The sequence below is a fragment of the Providencia sp. PROV197 genome, assembly GCF_028479625.1.
Classification (GTDB): Bacteria; Pseudomonadota; Gammaproteobacteria; order Enterobacterales; family Enterobacteriaceae; genus Providencia; species Providencia vermicola.
Map to the genome: position 1 here is coordinate 1 of NZ_JAMPNZ010000019.1, position 20,489 is coordinate 20,489.

The 20,489-nt window shown below is 43.3% G+C and carries 18 protein-coding genes and 1 riboswitch; of the genes, 9 read left to right on the forward strand and 9 right to left on the reverse strand.

Annotated elements, in window-relative coordinates:
• Nucleotides 1–51: 51 nt before the first annotated feature.
• From rpoD to rpsU, 3 genes are all read right to left on the reverse strand, one after another.
• Nucleotides 52–1,989, reverse strand: coding sequence for an RNA polymerase sigma factor RpoD (gene rpoD / locus PR808_RS11005; protein WP_225818676.1), 1,938 nt, complete (start codon nt 1,987–1,989; stop codon nt 52–54).
• A 105-nt stretch (nt 1,990–2,094) separates the two neighbouring features.
• Nucleotides 2,095–3,840 (reverse strand): DNA primase, encoded by a 1,746-nt coding sequence (gene dnaG / locus PR808_RS11010; RefSeq protein WP_206083680.1) that lies wholly within the window; start codon nt 3,838–3,840, stop codon nt 2,095–2,097.
• A 169-nt stretch (nt 3,841–4,009) separates the two neighbouring features.
• The gene (gene rpsU / locus PR808_RS11015; protein ID WP_001144069.1) at nt 4,010–4,225 is read right to left on the reverse strand and encodes a 30S ribosomal protein S21; all 216 of its coding nucleotides are present in this window, start codon (nt 4,223–4,225) and stop codon (nt 4,010–4,012) included.
• A 329-nt stretch (nt 4,226–4,554) separates the two neighbouring features.
• Between rpsU and tsaD the strand changes: the two genes are divergently transcribed.
• Nucleotides 4,555–5,574, forward strand: coding sequence for a tRNA (adenosine(37)-N6)-threonylcarbamoyltransferase complex transferase subunit TsaD (gene tsaD / locus PR808_RS11020; RefSeq protein ID WP_206083681.1), 1,020 nt, complete (start codon nt 4,555–4,557; stop codon nt 5,572–5,574).
• A 59-nt stretch (nt 5,575–5,633) separates the two neighbouring features.
• Here tsaD and PR808_RS11025 read toward each other — a convergent pair whose 3' ends face one another.
• Nucleotides 5,634–7,166, reverse strand: a complete 1,533-nt coding sequence (locus tag PR808_RS11025; RefSeq protein WP_272539301.1) for a methyl-accepting chemotaxis protein — start codon at nt 7,164–7,166, stop codon at nt 5,634–5,636.
• A gap of 277 nt (nt 7,167–7,443) precedes the next feature.
• The gene (gene plsY, locus PR808_RS11030) at nt 7,444–8,100 is read right to left on the reverse strand and encodes a glycerol-3-phosphate 1-O-acyltransferase PlsY (RefSeq protein ID WP_206083683.1); all 657 of its coding nucleotides are present in this window, start codon (nt 8,098–8,100) and stop codon (nt 7,444–7,446) included.
• Nucleotides 8,101–8,207: 107 nt separating this feature from the next.
• Here plsY and folB point away from each other — a divergent pair, with 107 nt between their 5' ends.
• The gene (gene folB / locus PR808_RS11035; RefSeq protein WP_206083684.1) at nt 8,208–8,567 is read left to right on the forward strand and encodes a bifunctional dihydroneopterin aldolase/7,8-dihydroneopterin epimerase; all 360 of its coding nucleotides are present in this window, start codon (nt 8,208–8,210) and stop codon (nt 8,565–8,567) included.
• Nucleotides 8,568–8,607: 40 nt separating this feature from the next.
• On the opposite strand, the gene PR808_RS11040 is transcribed toward folB, so the two are convergent.
• Nucleotides 8,608–9,852, reverse strand: a complete 1,245-nt coding sequence (locus PR808_RS11040; protein WP_272539302.1) for a multifunctional CCA addition/repair protein — start codon at nt 9,850–9,852, stop codon at nt 8,608–8,610.
• Between the two features lie 12 nt (nt 9,853–9,864).
• On the reverse strand, nt 9,865–10,479 hold the full coding sequence (locus PR808_RS11045; RefSeq protein ID WP_206083686.1) for a TIGR04211 family SH3 domain-containing protein: 615 nt from the start codon (nt 10,477–10,479) through the stop codon (nt 9,865–9,867).
• A gap of 280 nt (nt 10,480–10,759) precedes the next feature.
• On the opposite strand from PR808_RS11045, the gene PR808_RS11050 reads away from it, so the two are divergent.
• From PR808_RS11050 to PR808_RS11070, 5 genes are all read left to right on the forward strand, one after another.
• Entirely contained in the window at nt 10,760–11,722 is a 963-nt protein-coding gene (locus tag PR808_RS11050; protein WP_206083687.1) for a CYTH domain-containing protein, read from the forward strand.
• A gap of 12 nt (nt 11,723–11,734) precedes the next feature.
• Nucleotides 11,735–14,581 carry a bifunctional [glutamate--ammonia ligase]-adenylyl-L-tyrosine phosphorylase/[glutamate--ammonia-ligase] adenylyltransferase gene (glnE, locus tag PR808_RS11055; protein WP_272539303.1) on the forward strand — a complete coding sequence of 949 codons (2,847 nt, stop codon included), beginning with the start codon at nt 11,735–11,737 and terminating at the stop codon, nt 14,579–14,581.
• 90 nt (nt 14,582–14,671) lie between these two features.
• Nucleotides 14,672–16,099 carry a bifunctional D-glycero-beta-D-manno-heptose-7-phosphate kinase/D-glycero-beta-D-manno-heptose 1-phosphate adenylyltransferase HldE gene (gene hldE / locus PR808_RS11060; protein WP_206083689.1) on the forward strand — a complete coding sequence of 476 codons (1,428 nt, stop codon included), beginning with the start codon at nt 14,672–14,674 and terminating at the stop codon, nt 16,097–16,099.
• A gap of 160 nt (nt 16,100–16,259) precedes the next feature.
• The gene (locus tag PR808_RS11065) at nt 16,260–16,538 is read left to right on the forward strand and encodes a type II toxin-antitoxin system HicA family toxin (protein WP_272539304.1); all 279 of its coding nucleotides are present in this window, start codon (nt 16,260–16,262) and stop codon (nt 16,536–16,538) included.
• A complete protein-coding gene (locus PR808_RS11070) occupies nt 16,531–16,887 on the forward strand; it encodes a type II toxin-antitoxin system HicB family antitoxin (RefSeq protein ID WP_206083690.1) in 357 nt (118 codons plus the stop codon). Before PR808_RS11065 ends, PR808_RS11070 begins: the two co-directional genes overlap by 8 nt.
• A 34-nt stretch (nt 16,888–16,921) precedes the next feature.
• Here the strand turns inward: PR808_RS11070 and ubiK are convergent, their stop codons facing one another.
• Both ubiK and PR808_RS11080 read right to left on the reverse strand, forming a co-directional pair.
• Nucleotides 16,922–17,188 (reverse strand): ubiquinone biosynthesis accessory factor UbiK, encoded by a 267-nt coding sequence (ubiK, locus tag PR808_RS11075; protein WP_206083691.1) that lies wholly within the window; start codon nt 17,186–17,188, stop codon nt 16,922–16,924.
• A gap of 179 nt (nt 17,189–17,367) precedes the next feature.
• Entirely contained in the window at nt 17,368–18,066 is a 699-nt protein-coding gene (locus PR808_RS11080) for a DUF3592 domain-containing protein (RefSeq protein WP_272539305.1), read from the reverse strand.
• Nucleotides 18,067–18,338: 272 nt separating this feature from the next.
• Nucleotides 18,339–18,490, forward strand: a riboswitch (FMN riboswitch).
• 158 nt (nt 18,491–18,648) lie between these two features.
• Between PR808_RS11080 and ribB the strand changes: the two genes are divergently transcribed.
• Nucleotides 18,649–19,302 (forward strand): 3,4-dihydroxy-2-butanone-4-phosphate synthase, encoded by a 654-nt coding sequence (gene ribB / locus PR808_RS11085; protein WP_206083693.1) that lies wholly within the window; start codon nt 18,649–18,651, stop codon nt 19,300–19,302.
• A 362-nt stretch (nt 19,303–19,664) separates the two neighbouring features.
• Entirely contained in the window at nt 19,665–20,489 is an 825-nt protein-coding gene (gene ygiD / locus PR808_RS11090; protein ID WP_272539306.1) for a 4,5-DOPA dioxygenase extradiol, read from the forward strand.

Sequence of the window (20,489 nt, forward strand, 5' to 3'; positions counted from 1 at the left end):
CCAAAAACACCTGCCTTGGCAGGTGTTTTTGTCTATTCGAATAACGTGTTCTTATTCATCAAGGAAGCTGCGCAGAACTTCTGAACGGCTTGGGTGACGCAGTTTACGAAGTGCTTTCGCTTCAATCTGACGAATACGTTCACGGGTAACATCAAACTGTTTACCTACTTCTTCAAGAGTATGGTCAGTATTCATGTCGATACCAAAACGCATGCGCAGAACTTTCGCTTCACGTGCTGTTAAGCCAGCTAACACTTCGTGAGTTGCAGAGCGTAAGCTTTCTGATGTTGCTGAGTCTAAAGGCAGCTCTAAAGTCGTATCTTCAATGAAATCGCCTAAATGTGAATCTTCATCATCACCGATAGGGGTTTCCATTGAGATTGGCTCTTTTGCAATCTTCAGAACTTTACGTATTTTATCTTCTGGCATTAGCATGCGTTCAGCCAGTTCTTCTGGCGATGGCTCACGGCCCATTTCTTGCAGCATTTGACGAGAGATACGGTTCAGTTTATTGATGGTTTCAATCATGTGAACCGGAATACGAATTGTACGTGCTTGGTCAGCGATTGAACGCGTGATAGCCTGACGGATCCACCAAGTTGCATAAGTTGAGAACTTATAACCACGGCGGTATTCAAACTTATCAACGGCTTTCATCAGACCGATATTACCTTCTTGGATCAGGTCAAGGAATTGCAAGCCACGGTTGGTGTATTTCTTCGCGATAGAAATAACCAGACGTAAGTTCGCTTCAACCATTTCTTTTTTCGCACGGCGAGCTTTCGCTTCACCGATAGACATACGACGGTTGATATCTTTAACTTGTTCGATTGTCAGGCCAGTTTCTTCTTCAATTTGACGTAATCTTTGTAGGCAACGCAGAATTTCTTCTTCAACTTCAAGCAGTTTTTCAGACCACGGCTTGTTCATCGCTTTTGCTGCTGTTAACCAAGTCTCGCTGGTTTCATTACCGCTGAATAAGGTGATGAAGTTTTTCTTCGGCATTTTGCACTGTTCAACACACAGTTTCATGATAGTACGTTCTTGTAAACGAACGCGATCCATCATTTCACGCATGTTATTGACCAGATAGTCAAATTGCTTCGGTACTAAACGGAACTCTTTGAACACTTCGGAAAGTTGTTCAATCGCAGCGGCGGTTTTTGCATCGCTGCGTCCATATTGTTTGATATGTTGACGTGTGCTTTCATACTGTTCACGAAGATCAGAGAATTTCTGGCGCGCTAATTCAGGATCGATGCTGTTATCGTCATCGCTATCACTGTCATCGCCGTCTTCATCTTCTTCATCTTCATCGTCGTCTTTATCCAACTCTTCTTGTGGTAATTCAGAGCCGACGTGGGTGGCAGTAGGGGCAAGATCTTCTTCCGCATTAGGGTCAACAAAGCCAGTAATCAAGTCAGATAGACGGCTTTCACCTGCTTCAACACGGTCGTATTGCTCGAGAAGATAAGTGATAGCCTCAGGGTATTCAGCAACAGAGCACTGAACCTGATTAATCCCATCTTCGATACGTTTTGCGATGTCGATTTCACCTTCACGGGTGAGAAGTTCGACAGTCCCCATTTCACGCATATACATGCGAACAGGGTCAGTAGTACGGCCAATTTCACTCTCAACACTGGATAAAACTTGTGCAGCGGCCTCTGCTGCATCTTCATCCGTATCGGAAGTATTCTCAGCCAAAATCAAATCATCGGCATCAGGTGCTTCTTCCATGACCTGGATGCCCATGTCATTAATCATCTGAATGATATCTTCAATCTGATCTGAATCGACGATATCTTCCGGCAGATGGTCGTTGACCTCAGCATAGGTTAAGTAACCTTGCTCTTTACCCTTGGTGACGAGTAGCTTAAGCTGCGACTGCGGGTTTTGCTCCATAAGACGGTATCCACACTTCTGAGTATTTAGATTGGTGTCGGTCGGCGAAACATTCGGCCAACAAGAACATACAAAGGGAAATATTTATTATTTGCTACGCCCTTTATTTTCGCAGCATTTTACAGGCATCTGCCTTGTGTTTAGCGGCACTTAAGCCGTTTTATATACTAATTCTATTTTGGGTTTATATTATGTTTTTACTCGCGACAGCGTAATTAAGTGCACCTCTTCGCGCTCTTGCGGGGTCAGACTTTGTGTGCGAGCTTTCGCCATTAAATAGTCGAAACGTTCGCTGAGTGCGCTATTAAATAGATGATTTAATGCATCTATAAAGGTATTTTCCGCTATCTCCTCTATTTCTATATCGTTCCATGTTGCTAGTTTTTCAAGCTGTTTCGAAAAATTATTATCTCGATAACGCTCTAGCAACTGCCCAGTCGTCATTCCGGGGGTGGAACGGCATACATCGACCAATTCCTGAAATAGAGAAAGCCCCGGCATTTGGATATGGGCAATTCCCTCTAATGAGGGAACAAGCTCCGAAAAGTTCGGATTTTGCACTAACAATGCGATAAGAATTCGCATTGTTGTCGGTTTTAATTTTGGCGCCTGATAATTAACTTGCTCGGTGTTCTCTCTATCAATAATAGCAAGAACCTGAGAAATATCTGGTATACCAATAAAATTTCCTAGCTCTTGCGCCATATAAAGGCGCAAAGTCTCACCCGGTATCTGTTTAATCAAAGGGATAGCAAGCTTACTAAATTTTGCTTTCCCTTCTTGGGTGGTTAAATCAACTTGTGGTACGAGTGAATCAAATAAAAAGCCTGATAACGTTTGTGCTGTTTGCATGCGCTGCTCAAAGGCTTCTTTACCTTCTTTGCGTACCAATGAATCAGGGTCTTCACCATCAGGTAAAAACATAAAGCGTAGTTGGCGGCCATCCGTCAGATAAGGCAGGGCGGTTTCTAATGCGCGCCATGCCGCTTCGCGGCCAGCTCGGTCACCATCATAACAACAGATAACAGTATCTGTTGAACGATAAAGTAACTGAATGTGTTCTGAGGTGGTTGAGGTTCCCAGTGATGCTACCGCATAGCGGATGTCATACTGAGCCAATGCCACTACATCCATATAACCTTCGACAACTAATAACTTCGCTAATTCACTGCTATTTTGTGTTGCTTCATAAAGGCCGAACAACTGACGACCTTTATGGAAAATATCTGTTTCTGGCGAGTTCAAATATTTGGGTAATGCATCCCCTAATACTCGCCCACCAAAGGCGATAACTCGACCTCGTCTATCCCGAATGGGAAACATCACGCGCTCTCTAAAGCGGTCATAGACACGGCCATTATCATTGGTCACTAACATGCCTGCATCATCAAGCTGTTTGCGACTGTCGGGGTTTACTGCGAATTTCTTGAGCAAATTATCCCAGCCTGGGGGGGCGAAACCAATGGAAAAATGCTCAATAATTTCTGCGCTCAAACCACGTTGGCTTAAATAATCTTTGGCTTTATTTGCCGAGGGATGATTTAAGGCAGCGCAGTAAAATTGGTTAATTTTTTCCATCAACTGATACAAATTTTGCCGTTGATGTAATTCTATTTGGCTTGTACCTGTTCCTTTTTCATACGGAACGTCAAGGCCGTGTAATGCAGAAAGTTCTTCAATTGCTTCGACAAAATCGAGTTTGTCGTAATTCATCAAAAAATCGATAGCGTTACCGTGAGCACCACAACCAAAACAATAATAAAACTGCCTTTCACCGTTAACGGTAAAAGAAGGCGTTTTTTCATTATGAAACGGACAGCAAGCGTGATGGTTTTTACCCTGTTTTTTTAACGGGACTTTTGCATCGACTAAATCAATGATGTCAGTTCTTGCTAACAAGTCATTGATAAATGAACGCGGAATTCGTCCAGCCATAAGCCTCTTTTTCGCCTGTTGATGAACGATAATAAGCCGCGCTTCCTTTAGGAAAGCACGGCCTTTAACTGCTTAGCTATGACTACTACAAGAAAAAAATAACGATAAGAGTGACTTAATTCTTGTATTAGCTATCGTCTGTCATGAATGCGGTTAACACCGCAATCAATTAGTACAGACGAGTACGGCGTGCGTTTTCGCGAGCCAGTTTCTTAGCGTGACGCTTAACAGCTGATGCTTTAGCGCGTTTACGTTCAGTCGTTGGTTTTTCATAGAATTCACGACGACGAACTTCAGCTAAAACACCTGCTTTTTCACAGGAACGTTTGAAACGACGCAGTGCAACGTCGAATGGCTCGTTTTCACGTACTTTAATTACCGGCATGTGCCTCTCACCTCGATAGAAATCGGTTTGTTGCTGGTATGGATTCACCAGCCTTCATTTAAAATGGTGCGGAATTTTACTTCAATGAGTACGGGTTTGTAAAGTGCCGTATAAAATTGAATCACACAAGATCACCTGATTTGTAGCTCGTTCGATGAAAAAGCAAACAAAACCAGACAATAATGAGAATTAGCCACACGAAATTTTTATTACAGGGGGTTGATTATAGACTATACAACAAGGAAAGTCAGCCTTTTGGCAACATAAATTACGCGATAGTCCGAAAATAGTGATAGACTTGTGACTATGAAATAAACAAGGGTAGTGGAATGCGTGTTTTAGGTATCGAAACTTCTTGCGATGAAACGGGTATCGCAATTTATGACGACGAACTTGGCTTACTTGCCAACCAATTATATAGCCAAATTAAAGTCCATGCAGATTATGGCGGAGTGGTGCCTGAACTGGCATCTCGTGATCATATTCGTAAAACGGTGCCATTGATTCAAGCGGCGCTGAAAGAAGCTAATTTAACTCGTGAAGACATCGATGCAGTTGCTTACACCGCAGGCCCTGGTCTGGTGGGGGCTTTGATGGTTGGAGCAACCGTTGGGCGCTCTCTGGCATTTGCTTGGAATGTACCCGCAATTGCTGTTCATCATATGGAAGGGCACTTATTGGCACCGATGTTGGAAGAAAAGAGCCCCGAATTTCCATTTGTCGCATTACTGGTTTCTGGTGGTCATACACAATTAATTAGTGTGACAGGCATTGGCGAATACGAACTATTAGGCGAATCCATTGATGATGCGGCAGGGGAAGCCTTCGATAAAACGGCAAAACTATTAGGGTTAGACTACCCTGGTGGCCCTGTTTTATCCCGTATGGCGCAGCAAGGCACTGCAGGGCGCTTTGTTTTTCCAAGGCCTATGACGGACAGACCTGGTTTAGACTTCAGCTTTTCAGGCCTAAAAACCTTCGCAGCGAATACCATTCGTGAAAATGCAGATGACGACCAAACTCGCGCGGATATCGCGCGTGCGTTTGAAGATGCCGTGGTTGACACGCTTGCCATCAAATGTAAGCGTGCGCTTGAGCAAACGGGCTTTAAGCGTCTCGTTATGGCTGGTGGGGTTAGTGCTAACCGTGCTCTTCGTGCCAAAATGGAAGAAGTGCTGAAGCAACGTAGTGGGGAAGTATTTTACGCGCGCCCTGAATTTTGTACCGATAATGGCGCGATGATTGCGCTTGCTGGGCTTATTCGTCTTAAGGGTGGTACAACGACAGGTTTAGGCGTGACAGTGCGCCCACGTTGGCCGCTGGCTGAATTACCGCCGTTAGAAAAATAGAGTACAGCATATCAAAATGAAGGGCTGTGATGAAACAGCCCTTTTTATAGAGTCAAAAATTAATGTAGAACAATCACCGCCTCTTCAAGGCGTATCGAACGGTCTTTTACCATATTAGATGTCTCTGTGCTTTGTTCAACCAGTAGTGTGCTTTGCTGTGTAATCGTTTCTAATTCGCTCACCGCTTGGGTGATATCAGAAATACCCGCCGCTTGTTCAGATGTTGCTTGGCTAATATGCGTGATTAGCTGGGTCACATTTTGCACTTGGTCTACAATATTTCTCATTGTGTTCCCTGCAGTGTGCACCTGATTTTTTCCAGAATTCACTTTTTTCTCGCAGTCATTAATTAATTCACGGATATCATTGACGGCGCTAGCACTGCGGCTGGCTAAACTGCGAACTTCATTAGCTACCACCGCAAACCCTTTGCCTTGCTCTCCTGCACGTGCGGCTTCTACGGCAGCATTTAATGCTAATATGTTGGTTTGAAAGGCGATGTCTTTAATAACATCAGTGATGGAATTAATTTTACTGGTGCTATGAACAATCTCATCCATGGTGCCAACGACGGCCTCCATCATCGCGCCTCCACTCACTGCCGTTTCACTGGTTGCATTTGACAGCTGGTCAACCTGAATGGTGTTGTCTGCATTCATTTTCACAGAAACAGCCATTTGGTTCATTGTTGCGACGGTTTGTTGCATATAACCCACCGTGCGCAGTGTGTGTGTATCTAGCTCATTGCAGTCAGCAACTAAGGATTGGCTACCTTTGCGGACGTTATCCACTTGTTCTGACACATCTTTTATTAACCAACGACAGACCAAGCCAAGTTGTCCAACAGAGCGTAATAGCTGGCCAATTTCATCTGTGCGTTGCATATGATTGACGCTGTGACGGTTACCGCGAGCGATACCGAGTGCTTGAGTCATAATGTTTTCAAGGGGAGTGGCAAGAATTCGTTCAAGGATAATATTTCCAATTAATAGGGTGGCAAAGGTACACAAGCTTGCAATGAGTAATGGGAGGTTTTGCAATCCAGCTAAGCTCGCTATCGCCATCCAAAACGCAAATAATATGCTTATGGTGAGTCGAATTCGCCACCGCGTTGAGAGGGTAGATAGGTGAAAAGGCCATTTTTTGGAAAGCACAATGCCCTTAAAGATTTTTTTTTGGCTTCTATTTTCATTCATTGCTGCATAAAGGGGTTCCACAGCAGCGATTTCTTGGCGAGTAGCACGAGTTCGAATCGACATATAACCCGTAATAACGCCTTTGCGCTCCATGGGAATGATATTGGCTCTAACCCAATAATGGTCACCGTTTTTTCGTCTGTTTTTGACTATCCCCGTCCACGGTTCACCTTGTTTGAGTGTTGCCCACATATCCGCAAAAGCCTGTTTAGGCATATCAGGATGTCGGATAATATTATGGGGTTGTGTTAATAATTCATCTAATTCATAACCACTAACTTGAACAAAGAAATCATTAGCGTGAACAATGTTTCCTTGCAGGTCGCTAGTTGTCATTAGAGTAATATCTTCATCTAAGATATGTTCATTTTGAGTGATATAAGGAGTTCTGCTCATGATAAATACCATTATTATTGTTTAGTTTTCCTTTTATATAGTCGACAGCTTTTAAATATTCATTAGTAATAAATTTGCAATAAATTAACTTTTTTTTAAAAGTGTGCGCTGGTTAAAGTGAAAATGTAACAACAGCACAAATTGCTAATAGTACAGTTTTAGGAAGGGATTTTACGCTGCTGTTATTTTTATGGTGCTTTTTAGGAAACTTTGAGCAAGTATTAGGTATAAAAAAAGAGCTGATTTCAGCTCTTTTAAAGGAAGTAGGAATGAATATTTAGTCGTCGAGTTCTTGCTCTTTGGTTTCTTGAGCAATCTCTTTGTTCGTTTTTTGCTTTTTGTTTTTCAATTTCTGCCAAATACGACTTTCTTGCCCGCGCCATAAACGTTGAATATTACCATGGTGACGAACTAATACTAAGCACGATAACATGGCGACAGGAAAGGTAAATTCAGGCTTAAACCACCAAACGTAAAAGGGGGCTAAGAGAGCACTAACAATTGCCCCAAGAGATGAATAACCACTGAGTAGGACAGTGAGTAACCATGTTCCTGCAACTAATCCTGAAAGATCCCAGCCAATAGCCGCGATAGAACCGAATGCAGTTGCTACCCCTTTTCCCCCTTTGAAATGAAAGAAAACAGGATAAATATGCCCAAGGCAGGCTGCAATTGCGACAAAGCCAAGATAGAATGGTTGTACATTGAGGTAATAAGCCAGCCAAACGGGGATCATCCCTTTTAAAACGTCGCAAAGTAGTACTGCGGCGGCGGCTGCTTTACCTCCAACGCGTAAGACGTTAGTTGCACCAGGGTTACCAGAGCCGTGTTGACGGGGATCGGGTAGTCTCGCTATACGGCAGATCAGTATTGCACTGGAAACTGATCCACAAAGATAAGCGAAGATTATCATGCCAAGCGCGGTTGCACTCATAGCTAACTCCAAAACGATTGAGGCCATATATTCACTTCAGTCTTGGATAATACGCATATTTTTGCTGAAGTGGTATTAATTCAGTACATAAACGAGAAAATGACGTGATGGATATCGTATTTATTGAACAATTATCAGTCATCACCACGATTGGTGTATATGACTGGGAACAAACTATTGAGCAGAAATTAGTGCTCGATATCGAAATGGGATGGGATAACAAGCGCGCGTCTTTGAGCGATAATGTTGAACATTGCTTAGATTATGCACAGGTTAGCCAAACCCTCATCAACCATTTAGAAACAAATAAATTTGGTTTAGTTGAACGCGTTGCTGAAGAAGTCGCCCAACTTTTAATGACAAAATTCAATAGTCCATGGGTACGCATTAAAGTCGCTAAACCAGGCGCAGTTGCACGCGCTCACCAAGTCGGTGTTGTAATCGAAAGAGGCACTAAAACTGCTTAAAAGATGGCTGGCGGTGTTTTATCGCCAGCATCATCCATATCTATAGGTTCATATCAATAATTTGTTGCTGTTGTTGCCAGCAAGCAATGCGCTCAATACGCTGACGTGTCAATTCTTGGCGAATTTCAGACCCTTTAAACCCTTGCTCAACAATGGGTTTTACCGCGACAGACTGCGCGATAGCAAATGCTTGGCGCAGAAACTCGCCTTGCGGATAGGCGTGTTGTTCAAGACCAAGTCGACCTCTGGCATCGGCTTCGCTGATTAAACTGAGCTGTATAATGCGTTCTGGTTTTCGCCAGCTATCTAAACCATCAAAAACAGCGACTAAATCACTAGCCGATAACCGATTGATTACGTGAATTTTATCATGATATCGTGCCGCTAAACAGGCTAAATCTCGCGCATCTATTGGGACTCGAAGGCGAGTACAAAGTTGCTCAATAAGTGGGATACCTGCCTCCCCATGATTAGGATGGCTGGGCCACACATCAGGTGGAGTAAGGGCTTTGCCCAGATCATGGCATAATGCTGCAAAACGAATATTCACATCATTAGACAGCGTAGCAATCACTTTCATCACCATTAAAGTGTGAACCCCTGTATCGATTTCAGGGTGCCACTTTTCAGGGGCTGGAATGCCAAATAAATTATCAATTTCGGGGAACAGCACTACGAGTGCACCACATTGGCGTAAAACCTCGAAATAAACTTGCGGTGCGGTTGATTTAAGAGCCTTTTCGGTTTCAACCCAAACGCGCTCTGCTGTTAGGTGTGATAACTCTCCCGTCATCGCCATTGACTGCATTAACGCCAGTGTCTCAGGGGCGATAGTGAAGCCTTGTTCATAAAAACGTGCGGCAAAGCGTGCGACTCGTAAAACACGTAATGGGTCTTCTGCAAACGCGTCTGAAACGTGGCGTAGAACCCGTTTTTCGAGGTCATTTACGCCATTGAACGGGTCGATAATCTCCCCTGAATCACTTTGTGCGATGGCATTAATGGTGAGATCACGACGTAATAAGTCATCTTCGATAGTGACATCAGGGGCGCTATAGCAGTTAAACCCGGTATAGCCCACGCCGATTTTGCGTTCTGTGCGGGCTAATGCGTATTCTTCATGCGTTTCTGGGTGCAAAAAGACAGGGAAGTCTTTTCCAACTTGTTGAAAACCTTCTGTAAGCATCGCCTCAGGCGTTGTGCCAACGACCACAAAATCCCTATCAGAAATAGGCAGCCCTAGGAGTTGGTCACGGACGGCACCACCGACCAGATACACTTTCATCGAATAACCTTATTATGCCCAGCCATCATTACGTTTTTTACGGCGTGGAATGAGGTGTGGTAAAATTAAACCTAAAATTAAGCCAGCACCCGCTACACCACCACCATACATAAACCATTGTAAAATCAATTCACGGCGGCGATCGTCAAGGTTCACCTCGGCAATCTCGAGTTTTTTACCTGATTTGATTAATTCATTCTTTAATTTTTCATTTTCTGCTTTCAGTTGGCGAACAATATTGTCGTTGTCTGCCACTTTTTGCTGCATATCGGCAGTGCGTGTGTTCCACGTACCATCAATATTATCGAGCTGCTGGCGGAGCTTTTGATTTTCGGCTTCCAGCTCTGGAATACGGGTTTTCATGCTTTGTTTATTGCTAAGCTGGTCAACAGGTAGCCAAACTGTCCTGCCTTTATCATCACGTACCTGAGCAAATTTATTGTCAGTGGAAATCAGTTCAACTTCGTCCCCTGCATTGAGCGTTCCTACGATACGATATTTTGTGCCAGGGCCGCTATGAACATATGTTGATAAGTCATCTGAAACATAACGCTTTTCTGCTGCTTGTGTGTTTAAGGAAAGGCCTAGCCCCATGATTGAAATTAATAATAATGGAATTTTTCGCATGGTATTTACAGTCTTTTGGTGGTGAATGAATGTGGTATTCATTGAATACTAATAAGTAAAGTGGCAGGGTGCAAACCCTAAACACCGATGTCTTGGTTCTCTAAAGGATAATGAGAACTATCCTAACTGCCTAAATTACCCTTATTTTTACCCTTTTTTCAAGATAACTCTCTAAAAGAAATCTGACAGAGAGAATTTTTGATTTCAATACAGATTCTTTTCTCAGCATCGCTTGATTGGGGTAATATGAGCACAGTGAAATTATCAAATAAGGATATGTATGAGCCACGTCGAGGTTGAACTCAAATTAGCCGCCAAAAGTGAGGCCATAGAGGCTGTTCGTCAGAGTATATCGACATTGCCCCATCAATATAGTGAGCCAACAAAGCTAACGAATATTTATTTTGACACGCCGCATAGGCAATTGCGGCAATGGGATATGGGGCTGCGTATTCGTGGCTGTGATGGTCACTATGAAATGACGATGAAAACGGCGGGGCAGGCAATTAGTGGTTTACATCAGCGGCCTGAATACAATGTTAATATTGATTCCCCCGAACTGAACCTTGCCGCTTTTCCTGAAGACATTTGGCCAGAAGGCACTGATATTACGGCATTGCAATCTGAATTGAGTGTATTGTTTAGCACCAATTTTACCCGCGAAAAATGGTTAGTGACTTTCGAAGACAGCGAAATTGAAGTGGTGCTTGACCAAGGTGAAATTTCCGCAGGTGCAAAAGATTTACCTATTCAAGAGTTTGAATTAGAACTGAAAAAAGGCTTTATTGCAGATGTTCTTAATTTAGCGAAAAAGTTTGCTGATATTGATGGACTGTACCTGTCTTCCCTAAGTAAAGCTGCTCGGGGTTATTCCTTACTTTCACCAACTAAAGCACCATTAACCCGCCCTGATTCGCTATTTGATTACGAAGAGCAACCGATTGAAAAATCGCTGACGCATATGCAGTTGCTGTGCCAACAACATGAAACCTATTGGTTAGCAGGGGCAAATGATGCGCGCCAAGGTTTTGTCGAGTTCCTGCGTTTTGTTCAAGCCTTTTTGGTGCACTATCAAAACTCTGCCCCACATTTTATCCATGATACGCCGTTAGACCAATTACAGTTAGATATTGCTAATGAAAACATGAGTGCGGATGATTTTTGCTATAGCAGTCAGTGGTTAAAATGTAAGCTGGCCTTTATTCAATGGTTAAGTGCGTTAACCTACCAAGAAGATCACTAGGATTTGAACAATATGCATCCACTGCCTGATTTACTGCAAGCCCAAAAAGAACGTGTTTTAAATCAGTTAGCTAGCCAAGCGCCTGGTTTATTGCCTTTGAGTGAAGATGAAGCACAAGTACTCTCTTTTAGTGATTTTGCACTTAAACAGGTTCTTGCCCATTCACGGTTTTTATTGGATATCCGCACGAATCCACCAAAGGCCGATGAGTGGCAATATTATGCAACTTGGCTTGCGGACAGTGTTTCATCTGTTTCAAGCGAAGATCATTTAATGCAGGTGCTGCGCACGTTTCGTCACCAAATGTTAGTGCGCTGTACGTGGATGCAAGTATTGGCAGTGTGTTCGCAACAAGACACCATTTACCAACTGAGTGTGTTAGCAGAAACCTTGATTGTTGCTGCAAGGGACTGGCTGTATCAGGAATATAGTCAGCAGTGGGGAACCCCTTGTAATCACGAAGGAAAACCACAGCCGCTATTGGTGCTAGGGATGGGAAAACTGGGAGGAAGAGAGCTGAATTTTTCTTCCGATATTGACCTGATTTTTGCTTACCCTGAAAACGGTGTCACACAAGGCGGCCGTAAAGAATTGGATAACGCTCAATTCTTTACTCGTTTAGGGCAAAAACTGATTCGCATGCTCGATCAAGTCACTGTCCATGGCTTTGTTTATCGGGTGGACATGCGTTTACGGCCTTTTGGCGACAGTGGTCCGCTAGTATTTAGTTTTTCCGCGTTGGAAGATTATTACCAAGAGCAAGGGCGCGATTGGGAACGTTATGCGATGGTTAAAGCGAGGATTATGGGGCCCGATAGCCTGCATTACGCTGAAGGCCTACGCAAATTACTGCGCCCGTTTGTCTATCGCCGCTATATTGATTTTAGTGTGATTCAGTCTCTGCGCAATATGAAAAATATGATTGAGCGAGAGGTTCGCCGCCGTGGTTTGGTGAATAACATCAAACTGGGGGCTGGAGGGATCCGTGAAATAGAATTTATCTCCCAAGTTTTTCAGCTGATCCGTGGTGGGCGAGAACCCGTTTTACAATCACAATCGCTGTTTAGCACGTTTCAGGGGATCCGCGAACTCGCTTTATTACCCGATAATCAGCTAGATATCCTACAAGATAGCTACATTTTCCTGCGTAGAATAGAAAATTTACTGCAGAGTATCGACGATCAACAAACTCAGACTCTACCTGATGATGCGCTCAACCAAACGCGTTTAGCGTGGGGGATGAATTTTGCCTGCTGGGCGGACTTTTACGCGTCTTTAAGCCAAAAAATGGCGGCTGTCCACCAAATATTTGCTGAGCAAATTGGGCAAGATGATGATGACGAAGATGCAGATAACTTTGATGAAATTTACATCACGTTATGGCAAAGCGACCTGTCCAAAGAAGAACTTGCTGCCTATTTACCCTCTCAGGATGAAGACATTGCACAGCGGATTATTCATGGTATTTTAATGTTCCGCCATGACCTGAACAAGCGAACCATCGGGCCAAGAGGGCGCGATGTGCTTGATGAACTCATGCCGAAATTATTGGCGAAAATTGGTGAGCGAGATGATGCAGGGCAAGTTATTGAGCGTATTACACCGCTATTGCTAAGCATCGTGAGTAGAACGACTTACCTTGAGTTGATGCTTGAATTTGATGAGGTACTGACCCACGTTATCCGTTTGTGTGCTGCCTCTCCAATGATTGCCGAGCAGCTATCTCGTCACCCATTACTTCTTGATGAACTTCTCGACCCGAAATCCCTTTATCAACCCCTTCCATTAACGGCTTACCGCGACGAATTACGCCAATATTTGATGCGTGTACCTGAAGAAGATGAAGAGCAACAATTGGAAGCGTTGCGTCAATTTAAACAGGCGCAGCTTTTACGTATTGCGGCAGAAGATATTTCAGGTGTACTGCCTGTCATGAAAGTGAGCGATCACCTAACCTACCTTGCAGAAGCCATTATTGATGCCGTTGTTCATCAGGCCTGGCAAAAAATGGTGAAACGCTACGGTGAACCTGCCCATTTAGCGCAGGGTGATAGCAAGCAATATGGGTTTGCTGTATTAGGCTACGGCAAGTTAGGTGGTTGGGAGCTAGGCTATAGCTCTGATTTAGATTTGGTTTTTCTGTTTGATTGCCCATTAAATGTGGTCACTAATGGTGAACGCGCTATTGATGCAAGGCAGTTTTATTTGCGTGTTGCGCAGCGAATTATTCACTTATTCAGTACGCGCACGGCATCAGGGATTTTGTATGAAGTGGATGCTCGCTTAAGGCCATCGGGGGAGTCAGGGATGTTGGTCAGTACCATTCAATCTTTTGATGATTACCAAAAAAATGATGCATGGACGTGGGAACACCAAGCACTTATTCGTGCTCGGATGGTGTTTGGCGACGCTGAATTACAACAGCAATTTACCCGAATTCGCCATGAAACCTTGTGCTTGCCGAGATATGCACACATACTGCAACAGCAAGTGCGGGATATGCGAGTGAAAATGCACCAACATTTAGGTAGCCACCAAGCTAATGAGTTTGATTTAAAGGCTGACCCTGGCGGGATCACGGATATTGAGTTTATTGCGCAATATTTAGTATTACGTTTTGCTTCGCAAAACAAGGCGTTAACACGCTGGTCAGACAACGTGCGGATTTTTGAACTGATGGCACAGTACGATTTTATGTCGGAAGAAGAAGCCAACGCATTAACCCAAGCATACGTCGCTATGCGCAATGAACTTCATCACTTAGCTTTGCAATCATTACCAAGTCGCGTGGATATGCGCCAATTTGCACCGCAACGTGAGCAAGTGTTAGCTAGCTGGAAAAAATGGCTTGGTGAATGAGTTAAAACGTATTTTATTTAGCTAATTAGTGCAATATGCTAATATTTCGCTAATTATGATCAAATTTCCTTTTTAAAACTGGAGTGCAGGATGAAAGTAACTCTTCCGGATTACAAAAAAGCCGGTGTGCTGGTGGTTGGCGACGTGATGTTAGACCGTTATTGGCATGGTCCCGCAAACCGTATTTCTCCTGAAGCCCCTGTACCAGTGGTTAAAGTAACGATGGTTGAAGAGCGTCCAGGCGGAGCAGCTAACGTTGCGATGAATATTGCATCGCTAGGTGCAAATTCCCGCCTTGTCGGCTTAACAGGGATTGATGATGCGGCGAAAGCATTGACAGAAAACTTAAATGCTGTACAAGTCCGCTGCGATTTTGTTGCTATTCCAACGCATCCAACGATTACAAAATTACGCGTTTTGTCTCGTAACCAGCAACTGATCCGTCTTGATTTTGAAGAAGGTTTCGACAATGTCGATGTGGCACCCGTTTTAGAGCGTATCGAGCAAGCGTTGCCGCACATCGGTGCATTAGTGCTATCTGACTATGCAAAAGGGGCATTAACTCACGTTGAAAAAATGATCGCGCTAGCGAATAAAGCGGGGGTACCTGTATTGATTGACCCGAAAGGGAACAATTTTGAACGCTACCGTGGTGCAACATTATTGACGCCAAACATGTCTGAATTTGAGGCCATCGTTGGGCCTTGCAAGACAAATCAAGATGTTGAAGAAAAAGGGATGGCGTTACTTAATACCTTGGAATTAAAAGCATTATTGATTACGCGCTCAGAGCAAGGCATGAGCCTTATTCGCCGTGATGAAGCGCCATTACATTTACCGACACAGGCACAAGAAGTGTTTGATGTGACAGGTGCAGGTGATACGGTGATTGGTGTATTAGCGGCATCAATTGCTTCTGGTCGTCCGCTACATGAAGCGTGCGCATTAGCGAATGCCGCCGCTGGCGTTGTTGTCGGCAAATTAGGAACATCCACTGTTTCTCCAATCGAATTGGAAAACGCGATCCGTGGCCGTGCGGATACGGGGTTTGGTGTCATGACTGAAAGCGAACTCAAACAAGCGGTTGCCAATGCAAGGCAACGTGGGGAGCGTGTAGTGATGACGAACGGATGTTTTGATATTCTGCACGCAGGCCATGTTTCCTATTTAGCCAATGCACGTAAATTGGGTGATAGACTGATTGTTGCGGTAAATAGCGATGCATCAACTCGTCGACTTAAAGGTGAAACACGCCCTGTAAACCCATTAGAGCAGCGCATGACGGTTTTAGGTGCACTAGGTGCGGTGGATTGGGTTGTCGCTTTCGAAGAGGACACACCGCAACGTTTAATTGCTGAAGTTCTCCCTGACATTCTGGTTAAAGGTGGTGATTATCGCCCAGAAGACATTGCAGGTAGTGCTGAGGTTTGGGCTGCGGGTGGTGAAGTTAAAGTGCTTAATTTCGAAGATGGCATTTCAACGACGAACATTATTAAAAATATTATGAAAACCAGCTAATCACTGATTAGTTCGTTAATTATTGATAACCCAGCTTTGGTGATATTGCTAAAGCTGGGTTTTTTATTATTCAACGTTTAAAAAACAATGACGTCACATGTTGACGTCATTGTTTTTTTATTTTAATTTGATATTAGTTAAGGGCGTCATGGAATAGACGATGATCAAAATCAGGGAATTGAGTGCTAAGCACCGGAAAACCATGGTTGATATACTGACTATCCCACCTAAATCAGCCATTAGATGGGATGAGGTGATCAGTTTAATCAATCATCTAGGCGGTAAAATTAAAAATGGCAATGGATCACGGCGCAAGTTTATTTTATTTGGTTCACTGTTTCTGACACATCAACCTCATCCGGGTAATACGATGGATAAGGGCGCTGTTAATGGGTTACGTGAATGGTTAGAAAATATAATAGGGGTAGAATATGATTAAAAGCAGTAATGTCATGACAATTAATGGGCATCCTGCTTCTGTCACCTATGAAGCGGACATTAAAGCCTTTCGCGGCCAGTTTTTGGATGTGGGCGGTTATTGCGATTTTGTTTCCGATAGTATTGAAGGGCTGAAAAAAGAAGGGCAAATCTCATTAAGTGATTATATTGAAAGCTGTCGTGAGGAAGGAATACCGCCATTTAAAGATGAAGGCACGGTGAAGTCATTTACGTTACGTTACCCTAGCCGTTTGGAAGCTTATTTAAATGCTGCGACAGCCGCGCATAATATCTCTAAAAACCAGTATATCGTACAGTTATTAGAACGCGAGTTAGTGTCTAATAAATAAAAATGTGACGCCAATTAGGGCGTCACTGTTCGGTTTACTCAGCTGTTTTTTCTTCAGTACTTAGGCTGGCTTCAAGGGCGCTAATGCGTTGTTCCATTTTGGCTAATTTTTCGCGAGTGCGTAACAACACTTGAGTTTGAATATCAAACTCTTCGCGACTGACTAAGTCTAATTTGCCAAGTTGTGACTGTAACAGTGAGCGCAGTTTTTTATCAAAATCTTCACCTAAATCACGTACGCCTTGGGGTAAAGCACCTTGAATTTGGCGAGCAACTTGTTCAAGTTTTTTCGGATCGAGCATTCGCGGGTCCTTAAATTTTTTGAGAAATGAGTTGGGGGTAGTGTAATACCTCTTGTCGCGGTAATAAACTCTTTTCCTGTTTCCTTATGATACTTGGAGCACAAGGAGGCAAGGGGAATGAGACTGAAGGAGAAATGGCCACCTTGAAGGCGGAATTACCCAAGATGGTCAGTTTAACGTTATTTCAATTCAGGTAAAAAACGGATGTCCATATAGTATTTATTGGCATTACTTCTATCGAGATAGATAGTCACATTTTCCCTATCAATATAAGGGGATGGGTCAAAATAAATATTCTCACTTTTATAACGCTTAATTGTATTTGTATTTGTATCATGGACATCTGCAATAATTTGATAAGGAGAACGTCTATTCACTTGGATCATAGTATTTTCTTCAACACCTGTGATTTTTACTTGAATTGGCGTACCTTCGCGCAATAAACGGGTACTTTTTTTCTTATTGATGATACCGAACATAACAGGAATGCCACCAATTAACGTAAATACACCGCCAAAAATACCTAAAATGATACTCAGTCCATATACACCAAAGAGTGAATCAATGATGGCATCTTGCGGATTTGTTGGATTATAAAGTACATCAATGGATTGACCGATGCTGTTTCGATAACCGCTACTCCCCATTGATGAGCGAAACTCAATTTGTTGATTTTCTAGGGTCGTAAACTCGATAATGGGGAAATAGGTTTTTGATTTATCTTCCGAAACACTAATGTCGAGATCGGTGACTATTCCTGTTGTTTTAATACCATTTTTTGCCATATCCATACCAGAATAAAGCGCAAAAGCAGTTCCGACCAAAAATAAGAGACCGATGACTAAAAAGATGGGAAAGATAAAACGGTACTTTTTCACCCTACTATTCCTTTAATGACATTTTTATTGCTGGTTATTATTATACAAGTCAATAAATTATTTTAGTTAAGTGTGATGTTTAGACTGATATTTAGGACAATTTACGTCTTATTGCGATTTTTTATGCCTTGGTGGTAACAGGTGATGCCTGTATTTTAATTACCCCTGATAACTATAGGTTTTTATTCATATTTTTTGGCCAAAAGTGTGAGAGGCTCGCCAGTTTTGAAAGACACCGTTGCGTAGTTGAATTATTGGCGTTATATTAATTGCGTTTATCTCAGGGCGGGGTGAAAGTCCCCACCGGCGGTAACATGCAACGCGCATGAAGCCCGCGAGCGCTTTATCATTTTAGTGATAAAGGTCAGCAGATCCAGTGTGAATCTGGAGCCGACGGTTATAGTCCGGATGGGAGAGAATTAACTGTATCTGCATATTTGTGCCGTAATGCACAATCATGTTCTGCATACCTGAATGGGTAGATTGCCACTTATGGGCGATTTATTTATTCATCATTTCTCGTAATCCTAAGACTGCCTTGATTCTGGTAACTAGTTAATAACTATTTAAGAGGTTTTTACCATGGATCATACGCTACTTTCCGAATTCGGTAATCCAATCGAACGTGTTGAAAAAGCTATCGAAGCTTTACGCCAAGGCCAAGGTGTTCTTGTTCTGGACGATGAAGATCGTGAGAACGAAGGCGATTTAGTTTTTGCAGCAGAAACCATGACTGCAGAGCAAATGGCATTCACCATTCGCTACAGCAGCGGTATTGTGTGCCTGTGTATCACTGAAGAGTGTCGCAAAAAACTGGAACTACCAATGATGGTAGAAAATAACACCAGCCAAAATCAAACGGGCTTTACTGTGACGATTGAAGCGGCAAACGGTGTTACCACTGGCGTTTCAGCTGCAGACCGTATTACTACCATTCGTGCAGCGATTGCGGATAACGCAGTGCCAGCAGACCTGAACCACCCAGGCCACGTTTTCCCATTACGGGGTCGTGAAGGTGGTGTATTAGCACGCCGTGGCCATACAGAAGCGTCTATCGATTTAGCCTCATTAGCAGGGTTCAAGCCAGCGGGTGTGCTATGTGAATTGACCAACGATGATGGCTCAATGGCGCGTACGCCAGAAGTGGCGGCTTTTGGTAAGCAACATGGCTTGACGGTAGTGACTATCGAGGATTTAGTACAATATCGTTTGCAGCATGAAAAGAAAGCGAGCTGATCCTCGTCATATTTCGAGCTGTGGCGTTGTTGGCTTCTCTTAGTCATCTTAGTCACATACTAATGTATGCTCCTAAGAATGACTTCGTTTGCCGGCTAGCCACAACTCGAACTATTTAGAGGAATGTCTTCGTCGTATTTTGAGGAAGAGTTCGTTTTTTAAACTTAAATATAAATGGGCTAATTTTAGCTAATTTATTGATAGTACGTTTAGCATATAGAATCTTATGAAGGCCACTGAGTTGCACACCTCGTGGCCTTTTCAATTTTTTTGATGATCATACTCATAATTAGGCCACTGTGTTTTTTGCACAAAAGCGTATGCTGTAAGCAGAAATTAATTGAGTTGGAGTTGAAATCATCATGTCGGTAAATACTTCAGTCGTGAATAACAAGATCCCCGCGATTTTCATAGGCCACGGTAGCCCAATGAATGCGATAGAGGATAATCCTTATACCAAAGCATGGGAGCAGCTCGGCAAAACCTTACCTCGTCCAAACGCGATATTGGTGATTTCAGCGCACTGGTATACGCGCGGCACGGCAGTGACCTCGATGTTAAAGCCTAAAACTATCCATGATTTTGGTGGGTTTCCAGAGGCGTTATACCAAATTGAATACCCAGCGCCAGGTTCACCAGAACTTGCCCAACAAGTTGCAGATTTACTCGCACCAGAACCTATTTTCCTCGATAAGGAAGAGTGGGGGCTTGACCACGGGACATGGGAAATTTTAGTACGCATGTACCCAGAGGCAGATATTCCCGTGATCCAGCTAAGCATTGATGGCACAAAACCTGCAACTTGGCACCATGAATTAGGCAAGAAGTTAGCGATACTCAGAGAGCAAGGTGTATTGATTATGGGCAGTGGCAATGTGGTGCACAATCTTCGTGCTATGAACTGGCAAAATGACCAAGCAGAGCCTTATCCATGGGCTTTGTCTTTTGAACAGTTTGTCTACGATAACTTGCAAAGTAAAGCGATCCCACATCCACTAACTAAAGGGTTAGAAAGGGAAGATGGCAAATTATCAAACCCATCGGCGGAACACTACTTGCCTATTTTACCAATTTTAGGCACTTGGGATGGTGAAGAAGAGGTAAGCACTCCGATTGAAGGAATTGTATCGGCATCGTTGAGTATGTTGTCGGTCATCGTCGGCTCTTCCTCGTCATATTTCGAGTAA